Genomic DNA, 17,985 nt, shown 5'->3' with positions numbered 1-17,985 from the left:
ATTAATTATTTTTTTGAATTGTCGTCTTCAACTGCATGGGCAACGTCTTCAATTGAATCTTCTTTTTTAGCATTCTTGTCAGCATCTTTGTCTTCAAATGTCTTTTCATTGACATCATCTTCACCCTGACGGCCTTCGACGATGGCATCAGCCATTGTTGACGTAATTAGTCGAACGGCACGGATGGCATCATCATTAGATGGAATCACAACGTCGATTTGATCTGGATCAGTGTTGGTATCAACCATCGCAACGATCGGAATATTCAACTTCATTGCTTCATGAACTGCAATTTGCTCTTTACGAGGGTCAACGATGAACAACACATCAGGAATCTTTGGCATATCTTCAATTCCGCCTAAGAAACGTTCCAACTTGTCTTGCTGCTTGATCAGAAGAGAAACTTCCTTCTTAGGAAGAATATCAAATGTCCCATCAGTTGCCATCTTCTTAAGATCTTTCAAACGCTTAACCCGTGACTGAATAGTTTCCCAGTTAGTCAAGGTTCCACCAAGCCAACGGTTGTTAACGTAATACTGACCAGCTCGCTTTGCTTCTTCAGCGATTGAATCCTGTGCTTGCTTCTTAGTTCCAACAAAAAGAACAACGGCGCCCTTGGCAGCTTGTTCCTTCATGAAATTGTAAGCAACATCAATCAGCTTAACAGTCTTTTGTAAATCGATGATGTAAATACCATTACGTTCAGTAAAGATATATTGCTTCATCTTTGGATTCCAACGACGGGTTTGGTGACCAAAATGAACTCCGGCTTCCAATAATTGTTTCATAGAAATTACAGACATAATAAAACCTCCATATAGTTTTTCCTCCCTAACGATCAGCTGCCTCAAGAACCAATCACTTGGCACTCCCTGAAACATCACGTTAGGTGTGTATTTAAAACACCTTTAAAAGTATATCGAATATTTCCTGCTGGCGCAAGCATTAACCGTGATTTGTCATCATTTTGTTATCTAAATTGTCAAAAAATATTAAAACGTGTTAAAATTGTAATTCGTGGCAAGGAGGGAATCATATGATTAAAGCCATCGTTTTCGATGTTGACGACACACTTTACGATAAACAACAGCCTTTTGAGAAGGCATTCAAGCAAACATTTCCTTTCGATCTGTCCACAGACGAAATGGATAACGTCTTTTCGAACTACACCCGCCAAGAACAGTTGGCAATCGCTAAATCAAATTCTGATTCGGAGTTCAAACTATCAACAGCTGAAATTAATTATCACTGTCTGCACCACACGTTTAAAGAGTTTAATTTACCTGGGATTACCCAATCACTCGCAAATGATTTCTTAGCTGCATTTAACAACTTTAGTAATGGCATTCAACTATTTGACGGTTTAACAACGGTTTTTAATACGTTAGTCACGAAATTCAAGCTGGGAATCATTACAAACGGTTCAAACGAAACTCAGCTTGCGAAAATAATGAAGCTAAAACTTCACCATTGGTTCGACCGTGAACAAATTATTACATCTGAAGACGCTCAGGCAAAGAAACCAGATCCAATGATTTTCACGTTGATGAACCGGAAATTCAATCTGCATGGCAACGAAATGATGTACGTCGGTAGTTCATACTTTGATGATATCATCCCGGCTAAAAAAGCTGGGTGGCAAACAGTTTGGTATAACAATCACCATAGCCAAATAAGCGATCCCAATATTATCCCAGATCAAACGGTTAAGAATCCTGAGGAGTTACGAGATTTATTATTAGATTTAGCGGCTCAAGTCGATTAATTGACCTTCAAGTAGCTGATTATTTTAAAAAAACAAGGAATTGTGACAATAGATGCTTTGATTCCAGAATTTAAAAAGTCCCAACCATTCCAAGATCAAAATGAATGGTTGGGATTTTTTAAATTCTTGGGATCAACGACCTAGTCATCTATTGGCAGCAATCAAAATTATCGTCACAATTAATAAAGACGACTAATGGTCACTCTTTTATAGGACAGCTGCACAAAGCAGAAGTCTGCACATAAGCACCTCGAGTAAAAATTCCAAAACCCGGAATTCCCACCCGAGGAGACTTATGCTCCGACTTCTAATCGCTTTGCTCCGCTCACTTTTTATTTTGCTGTCTAAAATTTTTATTTCTAAAGATCAACTAACTTGTCAGACTTACCAGTTTTAATCAGTGACTTATTAGCATCCATTGCATAACAGACCATGTTATGGACGGCTCGTTTTGTATAAAAAGCAATGTGAGGGCTTACCAATACATTTTCACGCTTAAGCAAATTCTTTAACCGTTCGTCAGGAATTTTATCAAAACTGCCAAAATCACTATTAAAAATACCTACTTCATCTTCATAGGTATCAATGGCTGCCCCAGCCACTTTTCCTGAATCAAGGGCGCGAATTAACGCATCCGTGTCAATCAGAATTCCCCGAGCTGGATTTAAAATATATATCCCCGTCTTCATCTGCGCAAACGCAGCATCATCTAACATGTGCTCATTTTCTTTGGTGGCAGGGGCATGAAGTGAAATGACGTCTGCTTTGGCATACAATTCAGCTGGCGTATCAACATAGATGCCTTCTTTTTCTAACTCTGGGTTGTGGTAAATGTCATAAGCGATTACTTTAGCACCAAATCCCTTATATATTTGAATGGCGGCCCTGCCAATTCTGCCAGTGGCATAAACCCCAACGGTCATTTGATTTAATTCATCCGCAATATCTGGTGCCCAGCGAAGGTCGCCGTTGGCCATCTTACGATCAAAGGTATTGGTCCGTCGAAGTAATCTCATTAATTGGGTGACCGTAAACTCGGCAATTGCCTGGGGTGAATAGGCCGGTACGTTTGTCACCCGAATATTATTTCGCTTTGCCGCATCAACATCAACGTTATCAAAACCGACGTTTCTAAGTGATAGATACTTAATTCCAAAGCGTCCCAGCTTGTCGAGTACATCAGCAGTGTATGGCTTTTGTTGATATGTAACAACCCCATCGGCACCCTTCGCTTGATCAACAGTCGTTTCATCCAGTAACTTCCCAGTAGAAATAACCTCAACATCTGAATTTTCTTCTGACCATTTATCCAAAAACGGTTTTTCATCAGCGCGAATCCCATAAGCAATAATTTTCACGGTTATAACCTCCTTGTAAACGTGTTTTAATTATAACACGAACGCCTTAGTTTCAGGCGATCATTACCGTCACCAAGGCTTACAGAACTTGAACTCCCTGGTCAATTAGATAGTGAATTTTTTGCTGACGGGTTAACTGTTTAAAATGATATTCGGCACTTAGGGCATCGTGTTCATTGGTGAACCTTTGCTTAAACAAAATCTTTTCAGGATAGTGTGACCGGGTATACTTAGCTCCCTTTCCTTCCTGGTGTTGCCTAAAGCGCCGTTCGACGTTGGTACTAAAGCCTGTATAGAGACTGCCGTCTTTGCACAATAAAACATACATAAAAAAATCATTTACTGGTTCCATAAAGCATCTTCTTTACTTGAGGTGTATAATCATCGCCATCATACGTCAGGACGTCAGCGACTACTTTCAATCCATCTGGCTTCCCATCCTTAATGGCTTCAACAAGTACCATATTAGCATCAGCGCCAACCCGTGGCCTAATAAACTGAAGAATCTTAGGCTCCAGGCGATTAGCCCTTAAACTTACCAATAAATCTGTTAATCGATCTGGCCGATAAACCATAAAAAGCTTGGCATTCATTTTCAAAAGGCCAGCAGCAACCGCAACAATCTGATTTAAATTAGTCGTAATCTCATGACGAGCAATTGCCAGATACTTATTGGGATTTTTTTCACTGGTCTCATAATTAACAAAATATGGCGGATTACAAACAACTGCATCCACCGAATCTTTTTCGATGTATTTGGCCGCATTCTTTAAATCATCGTTCACGACGTCAATTTGACTTTCAAGGTCGTTCAACTGGACACTTCGTTGCGCCATGTCAGCCAAACGAGCTTGGATCTCAATCATGGTAATATGAGCAGTTGTCTTTTCGCTCAAAAAAAGACCAATTGCACCATTGCCAGAACATAAATCAACAACTCTTTTAATTCTTTTACCAGTCGTTTTAGCAAAATCTGCCAATAAGACCGCATCTAAAGAGAATGAGAACACGGCATCACTTTGAATTATCGAAATATCTTTACTGTACAGCTGATCAATCCGCTCATCGGGACGTAACTTAACTTGCATCATTATTATTCCTTTGCAATTTAGTTTGCCAAACACTTCTAGTTTACGTTAATATTATTTTATCAGATTATGAAAGAAGGAAATGGGATTGTTTTATTCATTTGCCAGAATCATTGTTCGATTCCTGGTTTTTTTAATTAACGGAAATGCCCATTATTTACACAAGGATCGCCTCCCAAAAGGGAATTTTATTTTAGTTGGCCCCCATCGAACCTGGTTTGATCCGATTTATTTTGCATTGGCAGCCAGCCCAAATAAATTTACGTTTATGGCGAAAAAAGAATTATTCAAAAATCCAATTATTAGATTTATTTTAGTTCATGCCAACGCTTTTCCAGTTGACCGAGAAAACCCAGGGCCATCAGCAATCAAAACGCCCGTAAAGAAACTCCGAAAAACGGACTTATCCCTCATTCTTTTTCCATCGGGAACGCGCCATTCAGAAGAACTCAAAGGTGGCGCTGCATTAATCGCAAAATTAGCAAACGTTCCATTAGTTCCAGTTGTCTACCAAGGCCCCTTAACCTTTAAGCGCCTTTTTAGGCGAAAACCGGTCAAAATTGCATTTGGTGATCCAATTTATTTAGATCGGAAATCAAAACTCGATGACGATAGTCAAAAGAAGGTCGAAGAACAAATGCAAAGCGCGTTTGATGCATTAGATTATTCGGTGGATCCTAATTTTAAGTACGTGGACGTTTCAAAGAAACCTGAACAAAACAATTAAAGAAAAAAGTCCTGACATTTAAACGTGTCAGGGCTTAATTTTTTACGCAAGCTAACGACTACTTTTTACTAGCTTGGTTTTGCATTGAATGCATCATTTGGTTCAATTTCTTCTGTGAGGGTTTTTGACCCATTTGCAGCATCATTTGTCGCAATTGATCTTCGTTAAAGGGTGGGTTTTCCTTAAGATACTTTTCCATATACTTACGAGCACCATAAAAACCGCCAACCAATCCCAGGATCAAGGCCAACACAACGATCAATATCCAAATCCAAGTTGCCAAGACAAGGCCTCCTTTATAATCTCATTTAATAATTCTACACAATAATGGGTAATAATTAAAGACCCAATCTACAAAAGCACCATTTACTTGGTTACAGCTAGTCATCACGAAGGCCTTTATGCTTTTGAATCTTCTTAACCTTCGTCGAGGTAACTTCCTTACCGTCTTTGTCATAGACCTTCATCATTTCAATTTGTTTCTTGAAGTTATCACGGAAGCGGGCAACGTACTTTTTGCGTAGTTCAGCTTGTTCAACCTTCTCAAGCTCGGTCAGTCCTTCTTCTTTAGCCTTGTGTGCAAGCTCATTAATTCGCGGAACAATTTCCTTTAATACCCGATCACCAATTTTTGATTGTAACTTTTTCTTTTCTTCTTCATTCATAAAAAAAACCTCCAATTAGAAATTATAACGTCTTTAACCAGAATATGCGAACATGTGTTTGAAAAGTTTATAGGGTTATGATACGATTAAACCAATCATTAAACGAACCTACGAGGTGTCAACATGACAAAGAATCCCGAAAATAAACAATATCAAATTCTACACTACATCTGGGAAAAAGTTAACGAGAAAGGATATCCACCCACCGTTCGAGAGATTGGCGAAGCGGTTAATCTTTCATCAACATCAACTGTTCATGGTCATATTTCCCGCTTAGAGCGAAAAGGGTATATCGTCAAGGACCCTTCAAAGCCCAGAGCACTTGAGGTAACGACAGCCGGGCTAGATGTTTTGGGGATTGCTCCAGAACAGAAGCAGATCCCGGTTCTAGGAACCGTTACGGCTGGAGAACCAATCCTAGCTGTCCAAGAAGCGACTGACTATTTTCCACTACCACCAGCACTAGCCCATAGTGATCAACCGCTGTTCATGCTTCAAATCAGGGGAGAATCAATGATTAATGCTGGGATTTTGAATGGTGATTACGTGGTAGTTCGCAAGCAATCATCTGCCGATAATGGTGACATTGTCATTGCAATGACGGACGAAAACGAAGCAACCTGCAAACGTTTCTTCAAAGAGAGCGATCATTATCGTCTTCAACCAGAAAATGATACCATGCCACCCATTATTCTAACAAAAGTTGCCATTTTGGGTAAAGTTGTTAGTTTGTACCGAAGCGACATCTCATAATTAATTAGTAACAAGCAGAGACTACAGCAAAAAGCTGATAGCCTCTTTTTTATTGAGCTTTATTTTCCGCCGATTTTCCCGTATCCAAATACACCAATCGGTCGGCAGCCCTACCTCGTAACACATATCTGCTTTGATCAGCAGTGACGTCATAAGTAATGTCGCCACTGGTAATTGGCATCGCGGCTTGATACATTTTCTCGTACTTGGGAATACTGAGTTTATGCCGATCATCAAGCAAGTTATCAACCGGTTTCTTCAGTGCTTGGCGATCAAAGTTTTTGGCAACCGTTCCACTATAAAATTCTCCTTGAGCCCCGGAGCCATAACTAAAGAGCCCAACTCGATCTCCAGGCTTTAAACTATCCGAGTTAGATAGTAAAGATAACAAGCTTAAATAAAGCGATCCCGTGTAAAGATTGCCAACGACGGCATTATATTGGGTTGAAAAATCAAATTGTCGCAATAATTTAGTGGCGCTTGCAGTTCCTTGAACCACGGCGTCAATTGCTTTCAATCCCATTTTAGTGAACGGCAAATGAAACGCTAAAGCTGAAAAATCTGCTAATGAACGGCCAGTTTTATCCTGGTATTGCTTCCAAGTTCGTTTAAAAAACTCAATATAGACGTCCGTTGAATAATGACCGTCAACAACGGCTTCCTTTCGATAAAGTGGCCGCCAAAAATCCATGATATTTTCAGAATAAAAGGCACTTTGGCCATCTAATGCCAGAATCCGTGGATTAGCCGTAATAAGCATCGCAACTGCCCCGCCACCTTGAGTAACCTCTCCTGGTGTGTTAAGACCGTACCTGGCAATATCGCTAGCAAGAACCAGCACCTTACTCTCAGGATGCAGTAAGACATGGTCATAGGCCATCTGAATGCCTGCTGTCGCACCATAACAAGCTTGCTTAATTTCAAACGCCCGGGCCCGCTTAGATATTCCTAATAGATCCTGGACATAAATGGCAGCTGCTTTGGAATTATCAACGCCAGTTTCCGTTCCAAAAATAACCATGTCAATATCCGCCTTATCCGCTGAGGTTAAAATTCTATCCGCCGCATTAGCAGCCAACGTAACCGCATCTTGAGTCTCTGGGATAACCGCCTGTAATTTCTGACCAATTCCGATTAGGTATTTATTTGGATCCACGTTCCGTGCCGTTGCTAAGTCCACCATATCGATATAGTACGGTGATGTGAAAAAGCCAATTTTATCAATTCCAACAGTCATTGATGGTCTCCTTTATAAAGAATGAGACTCAGATAGCCCGTCATAAACGTCTGCATCTCAGTCTCATTATGTATAACACGCTAGTTATAATTGGGCTCATTTACTCATAAAATGAATTTTGTAAGTATCATGCCCATTCATGGATTTGATTTCTAAGCCTTCGTGAAGATCACCAGCATAGACAAAGCCTTCATGGGTGTGACCAGTAGAGATAAACGTCCACTGAACGACTTGATTACCACTTAATGGTGAACCAAATACCCGGACGCCAGTGAAGGTACCAGTTGTATTATCTGAAAGAACAACTTCTTGATTTCCTAAATTTCCATTCACGTTTATAGTTAACATACAATTCTCCTAGCAATTTCGTTTGTACAACATCATAATATATCATAATTGAAATTCAAAAGCTAATCAGGTATGGTGAACTTAGTACCTAACTTTAATCAAAGGGAGTGATTTTTATGAAGCTCAACATTCACAGATCAAAAGACGACCGAATCATTGGTGGCGTATTAGGTGGCTTAAGTGAGCATTTTAATTGGAATGCCACCCTGGTCAGAATCTTATTTGTCATTTTGGGACTAACGCCAATCGTTCCTGGCATCATCATTTACCTAGTGTTATGGATATTAATGGCCGATCCAGCTTGATTTTCATTTAACAAATCGCGCCAACGATCGGCGCCCCAGCCAATAAATTAAGCCCAATGCTCCACAAAAGAAGATGAAGAACAGGCCAAAGCATTCCAGAAAAAATGTGTCTGGTAACATATTGATTACTGGATCAGTGTTTGGATCAAATAACCAATCATTATTTCGAAATAATAGCTCATGGAAATAAATAAACAACTGATCGAAGTTAAGAAACATCATCACAATAATCATTAACGACAGCGTAACCACGACCTTAATTGGCGTGATTAACAGCCATGTTAATGATTTTTTATTTAACCGATGAAGTAAATAACCGGTTATTGGAACCAAAAAAAGACCAACAAAATTATTCAACATAATTAAATGGCGAACATCGCTAAAATGCTGCATTCCTTTCATAGAGCTGAAAAAATAATGAAAGTGTAAGGACGATATCCACGGTAATTGAAGATACTTGATTATCTGGGTATACTCATGCAACATTTGCGTTGGTTCCAAACCGGTTGCTTTAACCAAATGTAACATCGGAATATTGATCGCAAACAGCCAAACACTGTTCACAGTCAAAAAGATTGCAAGGGATAAGCAACCCAAAATAATGATGATTGAAAAGCTAATTTGTTTTAATGTTAGTTTCACGTTAAAGCCGCCAATCATCCAAACTATCAATTTGGTAGGTTGGTTTAACTTGTTGATCCGCAACTTGGCTTCTTGTAGACAGCCCGGTATAAACTAACATGGTATCAACCCCAGCATTTATTCCTGCCATAATATCAGTATGATAATTATCCCCAACCATGACAACCTCATCCTTACTAAGACCAATTTTAGTCGCCGCACTATCCAGAATTCTGGCCTTGGGCTTTCCAATCATGATTGGCATTTGTTGCGTCGCATACCGAACAAAGTCGACCACCGCTCCTGCTCCGGGCATCATGCCCCGTTCCTTTGGAATATTAGTATCTGGATTTGTTCCAATAAACGTTGATCCGTTTCGGACTGCCAAAACGGCTCTTGCAAGTTTCTCATACGTCAAGTCAGAATCCAAGCCAACCACAACATAATCCGGATTATCTGCCTCTAATTGATAACCATTCGCCAAAATAACCTGTTTTAATCCAAGCTCCCCCACAATATAAACGGTTGAATGATCCTGCTGTCTATCTGCATTCATAAAGTCAACGGTTGCCATCCCGGAAGTATAAACATTTTCCGGTTTAACATGGATATCATGATTTTCTGCTAGATTCTTAACCACGTCTTTAGGCAGTTGGGTTGAGTTGTTGGTCACAAACAGAAACGGAATTTGAGCTGCTTGTAGCCGTTCAACAAACCTTTTAGCAGCTGGAATTCTTTTCTTACCAGCATATACCGTTCCGTCTAGGTCGATAAAATAGCCCTTATACTGCTTCATCAGCTTCATCCCTTCAATTAATTTTTACTTTCTCGAATAATGAAGTGGTGTTTATTCGATTTCTCTTCAGCTTTAACCACCATTTTCTTTCGTTTTTGGACCGGCTTTTGTTTAGTTGTTACCTTTTGTTCAACAAATGAATGATTCTTACGACCATGATGATTGTTATTACTGTGACTACGATTGCGGCTTGAATGACGTCGATTGCGAGTATTGCGAGATTTTCGGACAATTGGTCGGGCCTCTAAGTTGTGAATCACAAAGTATGGCGCCCCAAAATTAACAAATTCAAGGATATAGTCGTTTAATGCAGATACAAACGGTCCTACTGATACATCGCGGTCATCGTTATAAAAGCCTCGAAGTCGCAACTTACCATAACCCCAGTCCCCAACAATATAGTCAAATTGACTCAATGCTGGATTATATCTGCGAACAAATTCATCAAAATTAAATCCCTTAGCATGATCGGTCACTAATTCATACTTATGATCATTGATTAAAAATTCCGTTTCAGTAACCTGGGAGATTCTTGCCAAGGGGCGGCGTTTTTCATCTTGCGCTTCAACAAGCTCATCTAATTGTTTTCGATCCAAAATATCCCTCCTTTTAACCGTTGAGCGGATAGTGCTTTGTTAAATAATCCCCAAAAACGTCTCGTAAACTTTGATCGTATAAAATCTCATTCTTACCAACAATTGAAATCGTTGGAAAAAACGGAATGAATAGATAGTGATCGGGCATCGCAATTTGGTAATTCTTAATTGGCGAAACGAGCTCCTCCCTAAAGAAGAGTTGCCCTGCCTGCTTATCATAACGCAGGCCATTATAATGCAGTTCACCAAAATATTTGCCCCGAAATCCCATTCCCTTTTGCTGGAATTTAGTAAGAAAGTTACGATTCCGTTCCATTTCCTTAATTAGCCGCCAAAGATTATAGCCATCAAGTGTTACTCGCATAACGTGCATTGCGTGTGGTAGCATCTGATGAAGTTCATTACGGTCGACGATGCCGGTCGGTAAATCGGTTAAAAATAATCCTGAGTTAAGGATACCAGCTTGTGTCTCGGCCTTCTCCATAATCGCATGGAGCCCTTCATCAACCAGTCTGGAATGGCCAACAAGTGTCGTCGTCATTGGCGCCTTAATTCGAGCAAGTTTATTTCTGGCCAACAATTTTTCACCGTGTTGCTGATACTCGTTGATTTCATCCTCGTCAGCTGGATCAACGGGAAGTGTTGATGTCTTGGTCACAACTGCACGATCTTTAATTATCCGATGATTTTTATCAACTTCAATTGTAATTTCGCCAACATAATGGCCCCATTTTTCGGCTGCTGCTAACAACGATGTATTATCCCGTTCGCCCTTAACCAGCAGATGATGGGTATGGGCACCAATAATGATATCCAATTGTGGAAACTTACGGGCAAGCCTACGATCAACGTCGAGTCCCAAATGCGATAATAATACCACAACGTCATATTGACCCTGGTTTTCCTTCAAAATTTTGGGAATGACGGTGTCTGGCGATAAGGGTGTCCAGCCTAGAATTGGATAGGTCAGAATATAGGGGGCAGTGAGGCCAATAACCAGCACCCGAGTTTTTTGCGGGGTAGTGATCATCTTGAACGGCTGAGCCCATTTAGGAATCTGCCTTGTCTTGGAATCCAAAATATTTGCCAGCACGACGTCAAAATTTGCATCCGTGTATAACTCATTTAACTGTTCATGGGTGTTAGTCAAACCTTCATTATTACCAATGGTGACAGCATCATAATGAATTTGGTTAAGCAATTCGACGTTTGCCTTCCCGTTGGTAACTTCCGTTAGTGGATGGGCTCGGTCAATGGCATCCCCCAGATCAAAAGTGAGCACAGTGGTGTTTGGATGCTTATTAAGTTGTTCACGTCTTCGTAAAATAAACCGTCTTATTCTGGGCCAATTCTCAAAATGGGAATGAATATCGTTTGTGTGTAAAATTGTGATCTTTTCCGTCATTCAATAACCACCTATAACTATTTTCGTTTTGCAAAATCAATCGCTTTTTGGGTCACCATTTGTTCAATCTCTGCCTGAGAAAACGGTGTTCCAAACGGCGGCTTCTCAGCTAAATAATCCGTTTCTGGGGTATCGACACCAACGTTGATATTTTCCTTTACTGGCACTGCATAATGGTGAATATGGCCATGCAAATTAATGATTTGTTTGACAATTCCCATCATCATCGGGTAGTGCGTCATATAGTACTGGCGATGATTCATCTTTATTAAAACGCCCACGTCATGAAATTCAAATTTTTGGTGATCACCAACGGGATGATTATGCTGCTGCAAATACTTAAATAATGCCCTCGAATCATGATTACCCTTAATAAGAACTAGGCGGCCATTCAACTGATCTAAGACTTCAAATATTTTTTCTAACGCAATCTTTTCGGGACGAGTATGCAAAATAGCGATATCACCTAGATGATAGACCACGTCGTTCGGACTCACCCGTTTATTCCAATTATTAATAATCGTTTCATTCATTTCTTCAACGCTTAAAAACGGCCGGGGAGCAAAATCACTCATCCCCAGCAGACGGTCGTGAAAAAAATGAGTATCAGCCGTAAAATATTGCATGAAAAAGCTTCTTTCAGTATTTAATTATACTGTCAATCATAACACCCAACGAAAATGAAGTAATTAAAAAGTTACTTCCGACTTGTCCGGTCGGAAATTGCCTTTGCGACAAATAGAGCTCCTAACCAGACAATTGATCCCACAAGGGCAATTAGCGTATCCGTTTTTAAAGTGAGAACAACCCCAACAAAGATTAAGAACGCTAAGACAAAATAATCCGAAATTGGGAACAAGGGCATTTTAAACTTCAATTTCGGAGTATCGCCCTTTCGCTTAATTTCATTCCGATATTTGATATGAGCAACCACAATCATCCCCCATACAAACAGAAAACAAGTCGTTGCAACACTTGATATGAAACTAAAAACGTTTCCGGGCATCATAATACTCAGCAACACGATGACAGCAATAACGCCAGTTGAAAATAGGATGGCATTAAATGGGATCTGACGGTGAGATAATTTCCCAACGGTACGGCTAAAGGTTGATTTACCACCATACGTGAGTGAAAAAAGCATTCTACCCGTCGTAAATAATGAACTATTACAGGCAGAAATTGCAGCTGTTAGTACGACAAAGTTAATAATCATCGCCGCAGAATTAATCCCAACTCCTGAAAAGACTTGGACAAATGGACTTGAAGTTGGTGAAACGTGTTGCCAAGGGAAAATACTCATCAATGCCAAGAGTGATCCAATATAAAATAACAACACCCTTGTTGGAACCTCATTGATACTCTTTGGAATCGTCACCATTGGGTCTTGTGTCTCAGACGCAGTCATTCCAATCATCTCAATACCCGCAAAGCTAAAGAGAACCATTTGAAATGACAATACAAATCCTTTAACACCATTTGCAAACAAGCCACCCGAAACAACGTTGCTAAGTTCAGCATGCCCGTATGGTGTCTTAAAATGGATGGCCACTAACACAATGCCAATCAAAATTAGGGCAACAATCGCAACAATTTTCACAATTGCCAGCCAAAACTCGGTTTCTCCAAATGCAGAAACGGCAACAATGTTAATCACGAATAAGATGGTTAATAGGACTAATCCGGTTACCCAAATTGGGATGCCAGGAAACCAAAACTGGACATAAAGACCAGAAGCTGTCACTTCAGCCATTGCAATGGCAATCCAACACATCCAGTAAGTCCAGCCAATTGCAAATCCAATTTTATCCCCTAGGTACTTCTTGATGAAAAATACAAATGAGTTGCTGCTTAAATCAGACAGCAATAATTCCCCGAGGGCCCGCATCAAAAGAAAGCAGGCCAAGCCAGCAATCAGGTATGCCAGCATAATGGACGGCCCTGCAAGGTGAATTGATTGGCCAGCCCCCAAAAATAAGCCGGTTCCAATCGTGCCACCAAGCGCAATCAGTTGAACATGGCGGTTCTTTAATCCTTGAGATAGGTGCTGATCATCTTGTTGATCGGCCAATGGGATTCCTCCTTTTTAGAACATTTAGTCAGATAAGGGACTGGGCTTTAGCAGTGTGATTGGTTCCAGTGTCCCAGGTAATCATTATTGACTAAGTTATATAACCAAGTGGGCCTTAAATCTACTTTAAAACAAAAGCCGTGATCTAATATCACGGCCAAAACGTATCCTTAAAGCTTCAAAACACGAGATATACATGATTACTTTTGTGTTTTTCGCAGTCGCTCAATATCTCGAACAATCATTAATTCTTCATCGGTTGGAATCAGTAGTGTTTTAACTCGTGAACCATCAGCAGATAAATCACGTTCAACACCGCGAATATCATTCTTTTCAGGATCAACTTTGATTCCAAAGTAATCTAATTTGTCAGCAACTTCTTGACGAATCATAATATCATTTTCACCAATTCCGGCGGTGTAAACTAATGCATCAATTCCGTCCATTTCAGCAATATAACTACCAATATAGCGAATAATCCGGTTCTTAAAGATCTCCCGGGCCAACATTGCGCGATGATTGGTGTGCATAACCCCTTCGATTTCACGCATATCAGCGGAAACCCCAGAGAGACCGACCAACCCAGACTTGTGGTTCAAAATATCAACCATTTCATCCATACTCTTGATGCCGGCCTTATCCATTACGTATTGGAGGGCAGAAGGATCGACATCACCAGAACGGGTTGCCATTGTAATACCAGCAACGGGAGAAAATCCCATTGAAGTATCGAATGATTTACCATCCTTGATTGCATCAATTGAAGCACCTGCTCCTAAGTGAAGCACAACCAACTTGAGGTCTTCTAGTGGCTTGCCAAGCATTGCTGCTGCCCGTTGAGAAACATACCGATAACTTGTCCCGTGAGCACCATACTTACGAACTTGATACTTTTGGTAATATTCGTAAGGCAAACTATACATATAGTTAACTTCTGGGAGGGTTGTATGAAATGACGTGTCAAAAACCGCAACACTGATGACGTTAGGCAAAATCTTTTTGAACGCCTTAATCCCCAAGAGATTAGCAGGTTCATGCAGCGGCGCAAAATCAGTCAGCGACTCGATTTTTTTCATCACATCATCATCGATAACAACTGAATCAGGGAATAGCTCACCACCAGCAACAATTCGGTGACCAACGCCAGTAATTTCATTATAGTCCTTGATAATTTTTAAACTGAGTAATTTGTCCAAAACCAGTTGAATGGCTTCTTCGTGATTATCAATGTCCTCAGTATCCTTAAACTTTTTACCATCACCGTACTTAATTGAAACTTCGGAAGAACCAAGACCGATACGATCAATGGCCCCACTTGACAAGACCTTTTCTTCCGGCATTTGAAATAACTTATATTTAAGCGTTGAACTACCAGCGTTAATTGCGATTGATTTTCCCATAATTAAAATTATTACTCCTCTAATATTTTATTTAAGATCTTGCGCTTCCCAAGCGTCGATTTCAGTTAAAAACTGTGCAAACGCCTTTTGGTCCTTAAACGACGGGAATTCGCCAAGCATAACCGGGTCAACTTGTTTGGCATCATGACCAGCATTTTGCAAAATTAAAATTGCCTTTTGAGCAGCGGTATTCTGAAATAACTCTCCTGGGAGATTAAGTAACCCCTGTAGGTAAACCTTGCCTTGCATCCACTTTAACAACTGTTTGGCCTCATCGGTTTGGAAAAGTTGGCTTGGAACTAAAAACAATCCAAAGCCACCCTTTTTAACGTGATCCATCGCAAATTCAATTAATAAATGGTGAACATAGGAATGGCCGTTCTCAGAATGGGTAGCAAAGCCCTTGGCATTTTCATCAATTGGATAGTAACCAATTGGCAGATCACTAACTGCAACGTCAACAACTGGCGCTAAGACGTTTTGGATGGTATCCTCGTGAAATAATTCGGCATGAATGTGCTGAATCTCAACAGAATCAGCCGCCAACTCAAACATGGCATCGTCGTTTTCAATTCCAGAAATTGATGGCGTTAGATTCAATGTATTATGCAATTGATTGTAGAGCGCGGTTAGCAAATTGCCAGTTCCCATCGCCGGATCCAACAAACTAATTGTATCAGTTCCCCGAAAAATTCCAGAAATGATATACCCAATCACGTTAGCAATTGTATCCGGTGTGATTTGGTAATTCGCCTGAATATTATCTACCCGGGTGGCCTTTAGTATCGCCATCTGTATTCCCTTACGTAATGTTTCTGAGTCATAATCCGATCGATTAAAACCTGAGCAAATATGAGTCAACTTCTGGGTATCAGCATCTGACAACTCTAAATTTGTGGCATCTTGATCCTGAACAACAGATAACGTTTCAATCAGTGAGTCTAAATACGATTGGTCCTTCGCCTTTTGAATAAGCTCACTAGCTTGATTCAAGATGTTAAAGAAACGCTCAATTTGTGCTTCAGTCAGAACTCTCAACTCCTTTTCACAACACTTGGACACTATTAGATACTACCAGAAAAGGCTTTAACAATTCAAGTAAGTTTATAAAAACATTAGAACGCGGGTTGCCAAATATTGTGGAAACCAAGTAAGCTTTACACGCCGGCTCAAGTGACCAATCTAAAGTTCCGAAGAAGTGATTGCAGCCGGTTGTTTGCCCTTATATATTCCGCTAAGTAATTGCTGCGATGGGAGCGTTATGCTGGTTGGAGATCTGAATAGCCATTTTGAGCTTTACGGTTTGTTATAGCGTTAATCGATGCGCAGATGGTGATCAGCAATCATAGAAGGACACACATCATCCTAGTTCCGGGCATTTGCAATTTTTTCATCATGAAAATGACTGCGTTGCTTATGGGGGTGTCTGGTAAGTCGTTTATTTCGGTAATTATTGGTTATTTCAGAAATCGTCGATATTTCTTTATTGTACGAAACACATTGGAAAACAAGGCAGGTTAACAGAATTCCCGTAAAGATAACGGCAACAACGGTTAGTGAGCCACCTTTACTTGGTCGAAAGATCGGAATACGCAAGACACCGCTGACCATTTTCAAAAGTAACAATAGTTTTGAGACACCTCCTATCATAAGACCAATTGACGTTTTTTATTGTGCTTAGTAGCCGAACATGACCCAACTTCGCCCCGGTAATCCTGATCATGTCATCATATTGTTGCATATGATAAATTTTTTGGGTTTCAGAACTGTAAAGCTTGACATCTCGTGAATGGATTCCCCGGATTTGAAACTGGTAGCGACTAGATTCAAGTAATTGAATATACTCATAAAAGGCGATTACCTGCTTATTTTTAGCCCGACCCATGTAGTTGATCATTACCGTAATTGTCCAAACAGCTAACACACAGATTAGCAAGCTTACTAAGCTTTCAATTAATAAATAGCCACTTCTTTTTTTGAAATGATTATCGTTGGATCGTTTTTTCATAATTTTTCCGTTCCACAATCATTGTTCGTTGGGAATCATCTATGTTCTGATTCATTTGGGTAGTTACATGAATATAAAATAAACTAAATGCAGAAATGATTGTCAGGCCAATTAATGAATCAATTGCGGTAAACCCCTTTTTATTCCATTTTCTTAAGACGATAACCACTCCATCCTAATTGAATTTTTTGTTGGTATTTTTCCCGACCGTCCTTAGAATACCAATGAATCGTTCTGGGGCTCACGAAGCCGTCATCGGCAACGTTAATTTGAACGTATTGGGCAATTTGAAGATCACGCGGGTATCTTAAAGATTTTACCTTTAGTTGTCGATTTTTTGGAACAAAGACCACTCGATCAGAATTAAGCTCAACCCGATAACTGGTGTGATAGATTTGGGATTTGACCGTCATTTCATTCCAACAGTCCGCCATTGAATCCCAAAACGCGTTTTCTGCTGGGTTACTCAAATTGACGACCTTAATTAAGGCAAGATTCAATAATAAAACTGAAATAACGATTCCAAGGTAAACAATCAATTCAATCATGGTAAACGCTGATTTATTCCGTGACTTCATTGTTTGTAATCTTCAAGCCTTCATCTTTGGCTTGGTTTACCTGTTTTCTAGTAAGATAACCTTCTCGGGTGAGCTCAGCAAAACCCACTGATTTAATTGTTGGGTGCTGGCTAGTATAAGCATCTACCTGTGCTTGAACGACAGAACTCATCGCCGTTGTGTGGACAGATTGGGCATGCTTTCTTTGATGAGTTAAATTTGGAATAATGATCAAGATTAATAGTGAAATAATAACCTCGATTTAAAATTGAAGTGCAACACCTG

At 40.1% G+C, this 17,985-nt stretch carries 23 protein-coding genes; 4 read left to right on the top strand and 19 right to left on the bottom strand.

Annotated features, from left to right (window positions below):
• Positions 1-5 precede the first annotated feature (5 nt).
• On the bottom strand, positions 6-803 hold the full coding sequence (gene rpsB / locus FC98_RS00120; RefSeq protein WP_040471917.1) for a 30S ribosomal protein S2: 798 nt from the start codon (positions 801-803) through the stop codon (positions 6-8).
• A 233-nt stretch (positions 804-1,036) separates the two neighbouring features.
• Between rpsB and FC98_RS00115 the strand changes: the two genes are divergently transcribed.
• On the top strand, positions 1,037-1,765 hold the full coding sequence (locus FC98_RS00115; RefSeq protein ID WP_008857923.1) for an HAD family hydrolase: 729 nt from the start codon (positions 1,037-1,039) through the stop codon (positions 1,763-1,765).
• Between the two features lie 359 nt (positions 1,766-2,124).
• Here the strand turns inward: FC98_RS00115 and FC98_RS00110 are convergent, their stop codons facing one another.
• The 3 genes from FC98_RS00110 to FC98_RS00100 all read right to left on the bottom strand — a co-directional run bounded on the left by FC98_RS00110 (position 2,125) and on the right by FC98_RS00100 (position 4,211).
• Complete coding sequence (locus FC98_RS00110) at positions 2,125-3,123, bottom strand: D-2-hydroxyacid dehydrogenase (protein ID WP_054655473.1); 999 nt, start codon at positions 3,121-3,123, stop codon at positions 2,125-2,127.
• Positions 3,124-3,202: 79 nt separating this feature from the next.
• A complete protein-coding gene (locus FC98_RS00105) occupies positions 3,203-3,475 on the bottom strand; it encodes a GIY-YIG nuclease family protein (protein ID WP_008857925.1) in 273 nt (90 codons plus the stop codon).
• A complete protein-coding gene (locus tag FC98_RS00100; RefSeq protein WP_040471918.1) occupies positions 3,459-4,211 on the bottom strand; it encodes a tRNA1(Val) (adenine(37)-N6)-methyltransferase in 753 nt (250 codons plus the stop codon). The genes FC98_RS00105 and FC98_RS00100 overlap by 17 nt, the downstream gene beginning before the upstream one ends.
• Before the next feature lie 88 nt (positions 4,212-4,299).
• Between FC98_RS00100 and FC98_RS00095 the strand changes: the two genes are divergently transcribed.
• Positions 4,300-4,938: a lysophospholipid acyltransferase family protein gene (locus FC98_RS00095; protein WP_040471919.1), complete on the top strand. Its 639-nt coding sequence runs from the start codon at positions 4,300-4,302 to the stop codon at positions 4,936-4,938.
• Between the two features lie 58 nt (positions 4,939-4,996).
• Here the strand turns inward: FC98_RS00095 and FC98_RS00090 are convergent, their stop codons facing one another.
• Together FC98_RS00090 and FC98_RS00085 are read right to left on the bottom strand one after the other, a co-directional pair.
• Positions 4,997-5,221, bottom strand: coding sequence for a YneF family protein (locus FC98_RS00090; protein WP_008857928.1), 225 nt, complete (start codon positions 5,219-5,221; stop codon positions 4,997-4,999).
• 97 nt (positions 5,222-5,318) lie between these two features.
• Positions 5,319-5,567 carry a DUF896 domain-containing protein gene (locus tag FC98_RS00085; RefSeq protein WP_172633928.1) on the bottom strand — a complete coding sequence of 83 codons (249 nt, stop codon included), beginning with the start codon at positions 5,565-5,567 and terminating at the stop codon, positions 5,319-5,321.
• 159 nt (positions 5,568-5,726) lie between these two features.
• On the opposite strand from FC98_RS00085, the gene lexA reads away from it, so the two are divergent.
• Positions 5,727-6,356 (top strand): transcriptional repressor LexA, encoded by a 630-nt coding sequence (lexA, locus tag FC98_RS00080; protein WP_054655477.1) that lies wholly within the window; start codon positions 5,727-5,729, stop codon positions 6,354-6,356.
• Positions 6,357-6,405: 49 nt separating this feature from the next.
• Here lexA and FC98_RS00075 read toward each other — a convergent pair whose 3' ends face one another.
• Complete coding sequence (locus FC98_RS00075) at positions 6,406-7,593, bottom strand: hydroxymethylglutaryl-CoA synthase (RefSeq protein WP_008857931.1); 1,188 nt, start codon at positions 7,591-7,593, stop codon at positions 6,406-6,408.
• Positions 7,594-7,689: 96 nt separating this feature from the next.
• Positions 7,690-7,941 carry a hypothetical protein gene (locus FC98_RS00070; RefSeq protein WP_008857932.1) on the bottom strand — a complete coding sequence of 84 codons (252 nt, stop codon included), beginning with the start codon at positions 7,939-7,941 and terminating at the stop codon, positions 7,690-7,692.
• Between the two features lie 116 nt (positions 7,942-8,057).
• Between FC98_RS00070 and FC98_RS00065 the strand changes: the two genes are divergently transcribed.
• Complete coding sequence (locus FC98_RS00065) at positions 8,058-8,246, top strand: PspC domain-containing protein (RefSeq protein ID WP_008857933.1); 189 nt, start codon at positions 8,058-8,060, stop codon at positions 8,244-8,246.
• 3 nt (positions 8,247-8,249) lie between these two features.
• On the opposite strand, the gene FC98_RS00060 is transcribed toward FC98_RS00065, so the two are convergent.
• From FC98_RS00060 to FC98_RS15355, 11 genes are all read right to left on the bottom strand, one after another.
• Complete coding sequence (locus FC98_RS00060; RefSeq protein WP_235803558.1) at positions 8,250-8,888, bottom strand: TIGR01906 family membrane protein; 639 nt, start codon at positions 8,886-8,888, stop codon at positions 8,250-8,252.
• A 1-nt stretch (position 8,889) separates the two neighbouring features.
• Positions 8,890-9,663, bottom strand: coding sequence for a TIGR01457 family HAD-type hydrolase (locus tag FC98_RS00055; protein ID WP_040471920.1), 774 nt, complete (start codon positions 9,661-9,663; stop codon positions 8,890-8,892).
• Between the two features lie 17 nt (positions 9,664-9,680).
• On the bottom strand, positions 9,681-10,259 hold the full coding sequence (locus FC98_RS00050; RefSeq protein WP_054655479.1) for a YutD family protein: 579 nt from the start codon (positions 10,257-10,259) through the stop codon (positions 9,681-9,683).
• A 13-nt stretch (positions 10,260-10,272) separates the two neighbouring features.
• Positions 10,273-11,664 carry a bifunctional metallophosphatase/5'-nucleotidase gene (locus FC98_RS00045; protein WP_056948959.1) on the bottom strand — a complete coding sequence of 464 codons (1,392 nt, stop codon included), beginning with the start codon at positions 11,662-11,664 and terminating at the stop codon, positions 10,273-10,275.
• A 17-nt stretch (positions 11,665-11,681) separates the two neighbouring features.
• Positions 11,682-12,290, bottom strand: coding sequence for a metallophosphoesterase family protein (locus tag FC98_RS00040; RefSeq protein ID WP_056948957.1), 609 nt, complete (start codon positions 12,288-12,290; stop codon positions 11,682-11,684).
• Between the two features lie 71 nt (positions 12,291-12,361).
• Positions 12,362-13,735 carry an amino acid permease gene (locus FC98_RS00035; RefSeq protein ID WP_054655481.1) on the bottom strand — a complete coding sequence of 458 codons (1,374 nt, stop codon included), beginning with the start codon at positions 13,733-13,735 and terminating at the stop codon, positions 12,362-12,364.
• Positions 13,736-13,935: 200 nt separating this feature from the next.
• Positions 13,936-15,135 carry an acetate/propionate family kinase gene (locus FC98_RS00030; RefSeq protein ID WP_008857940.1) on the bottom strand — a complete coding sequence of 400 codons (1,200 nt, stop codon included), beginning with the start codon at positions 15,133-15,135 and terminating at the stop codon, positions 13,936-13,938.
• Positions 15,136-15,162: 27 nt separating this feature from the next.
• Positions 15,163-16,173, bottom strand: coding sequence for a class I SAM-dependent methyltransferase (locus FC98_RS00025; RefSeq protein ID WP_056948955.1), 1,011 nt, complete (start codon positions 16,171-16,173; stop codon positions 15,163-15,165).
• Between the two features lie 529 nt (positions 16,174-16,702).
• Positions 16,703-17,143, bottom strand: a complete 441-nt coding sequence (locus FC98_RS00020) for a competence type IV pilus minor pilin ComGF (protein ID WP_008857944.1) — start codon at positions 17,141-17,143, stop codon at positions 16,703-16,705.
• A gap of 140 nt (positions 17,144-17,283) precedes the next feature.
• Positions 17,284-17,721, bottom strand: a complete 438-nt coding sequence (locus tag FC98_RS00010; RefSeq protein ID WP_008857946.1) for a prepilin-type cleavage/methylation protein — start codon at positions 17,719-17,721, stop codon at positions 17,284-17,286.
• Complete coding sequence (locus FC98_RS15355; protein WP_056948952.1) at positions 17,705-17,962, bottom strand: hypothetical protein; 258 nt, start codon at positions 17,960-17,962, stop codon at positions 17,705-17,707. The genes FC98_RS00010 and FC98_RS15355 overlap by 17 nt, the downstream gene beginning before the upstream one ends.
• Between the last annotated feature and the right edge of the window lie 23 nt (positions 17,963-17,985).

The organism is Lentilactobacillus kisonensis DSM 19906 = JCM 15041, assembly GCF_001434135.1.
Classification (GTDB): Bacteria; Bacillota; Bacilli; order Lactobacillales; family Lactobacillaceae; genus Lentilactobacillus; species Lentilactobacillus kisonensis.
The sequence above is the reverse complement of the archived record's forward strand: the minus strand, read 5'-3'. Positions and strand labels throughout refer to the sequence as shown.

Bases quoted from the DNA above. Each gene is read 5' to 3' on its own strand.
- rpsB (WP_040471917.1), bottom strand. From the start codon at position 803: ATGTCTGTAATTTCTATGAAACAATTATTGGAAGCCGGAGTTCATTTT.
- FC98_RS00115 (WP_008857923.1), top strand. From the start codon at position 1,037: ATGATTAAAGCCATCGTTTTCGATGTTGACGACACACTTTACGATAAA.
- FC98_RS00105 (WP_008857925.1), bottom strand. From the start codon at position 3,475: ATGGAACCAGTAAATGATTTTTTTATGTATGTTTTATTGTGCAAAGAC.
- FC98_RS00100 (WP_040471918.1), bottom strand. From the start codon at position 4,211: ATGCAAGTTAAGTTACGTCCCGATGAGCGGATTGATCAGCTGTACAGT.
- lexA (WP_054655477.1), top strand. From the start codon at position 5,727: ATGACAAAGAATCCCGAAAATAAACAATATCAAATTCTACACTACATC.
- FC98_RS00075 (WP_008857931.1), bottom strand. From the start codon at position 7,593: ATGACTGTTGGAATTGATAAAATTGGCTTTTTCACATCACCGTACTAT.
- FC98_RS00070 (WP_008857932.1), bottom strand. From the start codon at position 7,941: ATGTTAACTATAAACGTGAATGGAAATTTAGGAAATCAAGAAGTTGTT.
- FC98_RS00065 (WP_008857933.1), top strand. From the start codon at position 8,058: ATGAAGCTCAACATTCACAGATCAAAAGACGACCGAATCATTGGTGGC.
- FC98_RS00055 (WP_040471920.1), bottom strand. From the start codon at position 9,663: ATGAAGCAGTATAAGGGCTATTTTATCGACCTAGACGGAACGGTATAT.
- FC98_RS00045 (WP_056948959.1), bottom strand. From the start codon at position 11,664: ATGACGGAAAAGATCACAATTTTACACACAAACGATATTCATTCCCAT.
- FC98_RS00040 (WP_056948957.1), bottom strand. From the start codon at position 12,290: ATGCAATATTTTACGGCTGATACTCATTTTTTTCACGACCGTCTGCTG.
- FC98_RS00030 (WP_008857940.1), bottom strand. From the start codon at position 15,135: ATGGGAAAATCAATCGCAATTAACGCTGGTAGTTCAACGCTTAAATAT.
- FC98_RS00020 (WP_008857944.1), bottom strand. From the start codon at position 17,143: ATGAAAAAACGATCCAACGATAATCATTTCAAAAAAAGAAGTGGCTAT.
- FC98_RS00010 (WP_008857946.1), bottom strand. From the start codon at position 17,721: ATGAAGTCACGGAATAAATCAGCGTTTACCATGATTGAATTGATTGTT.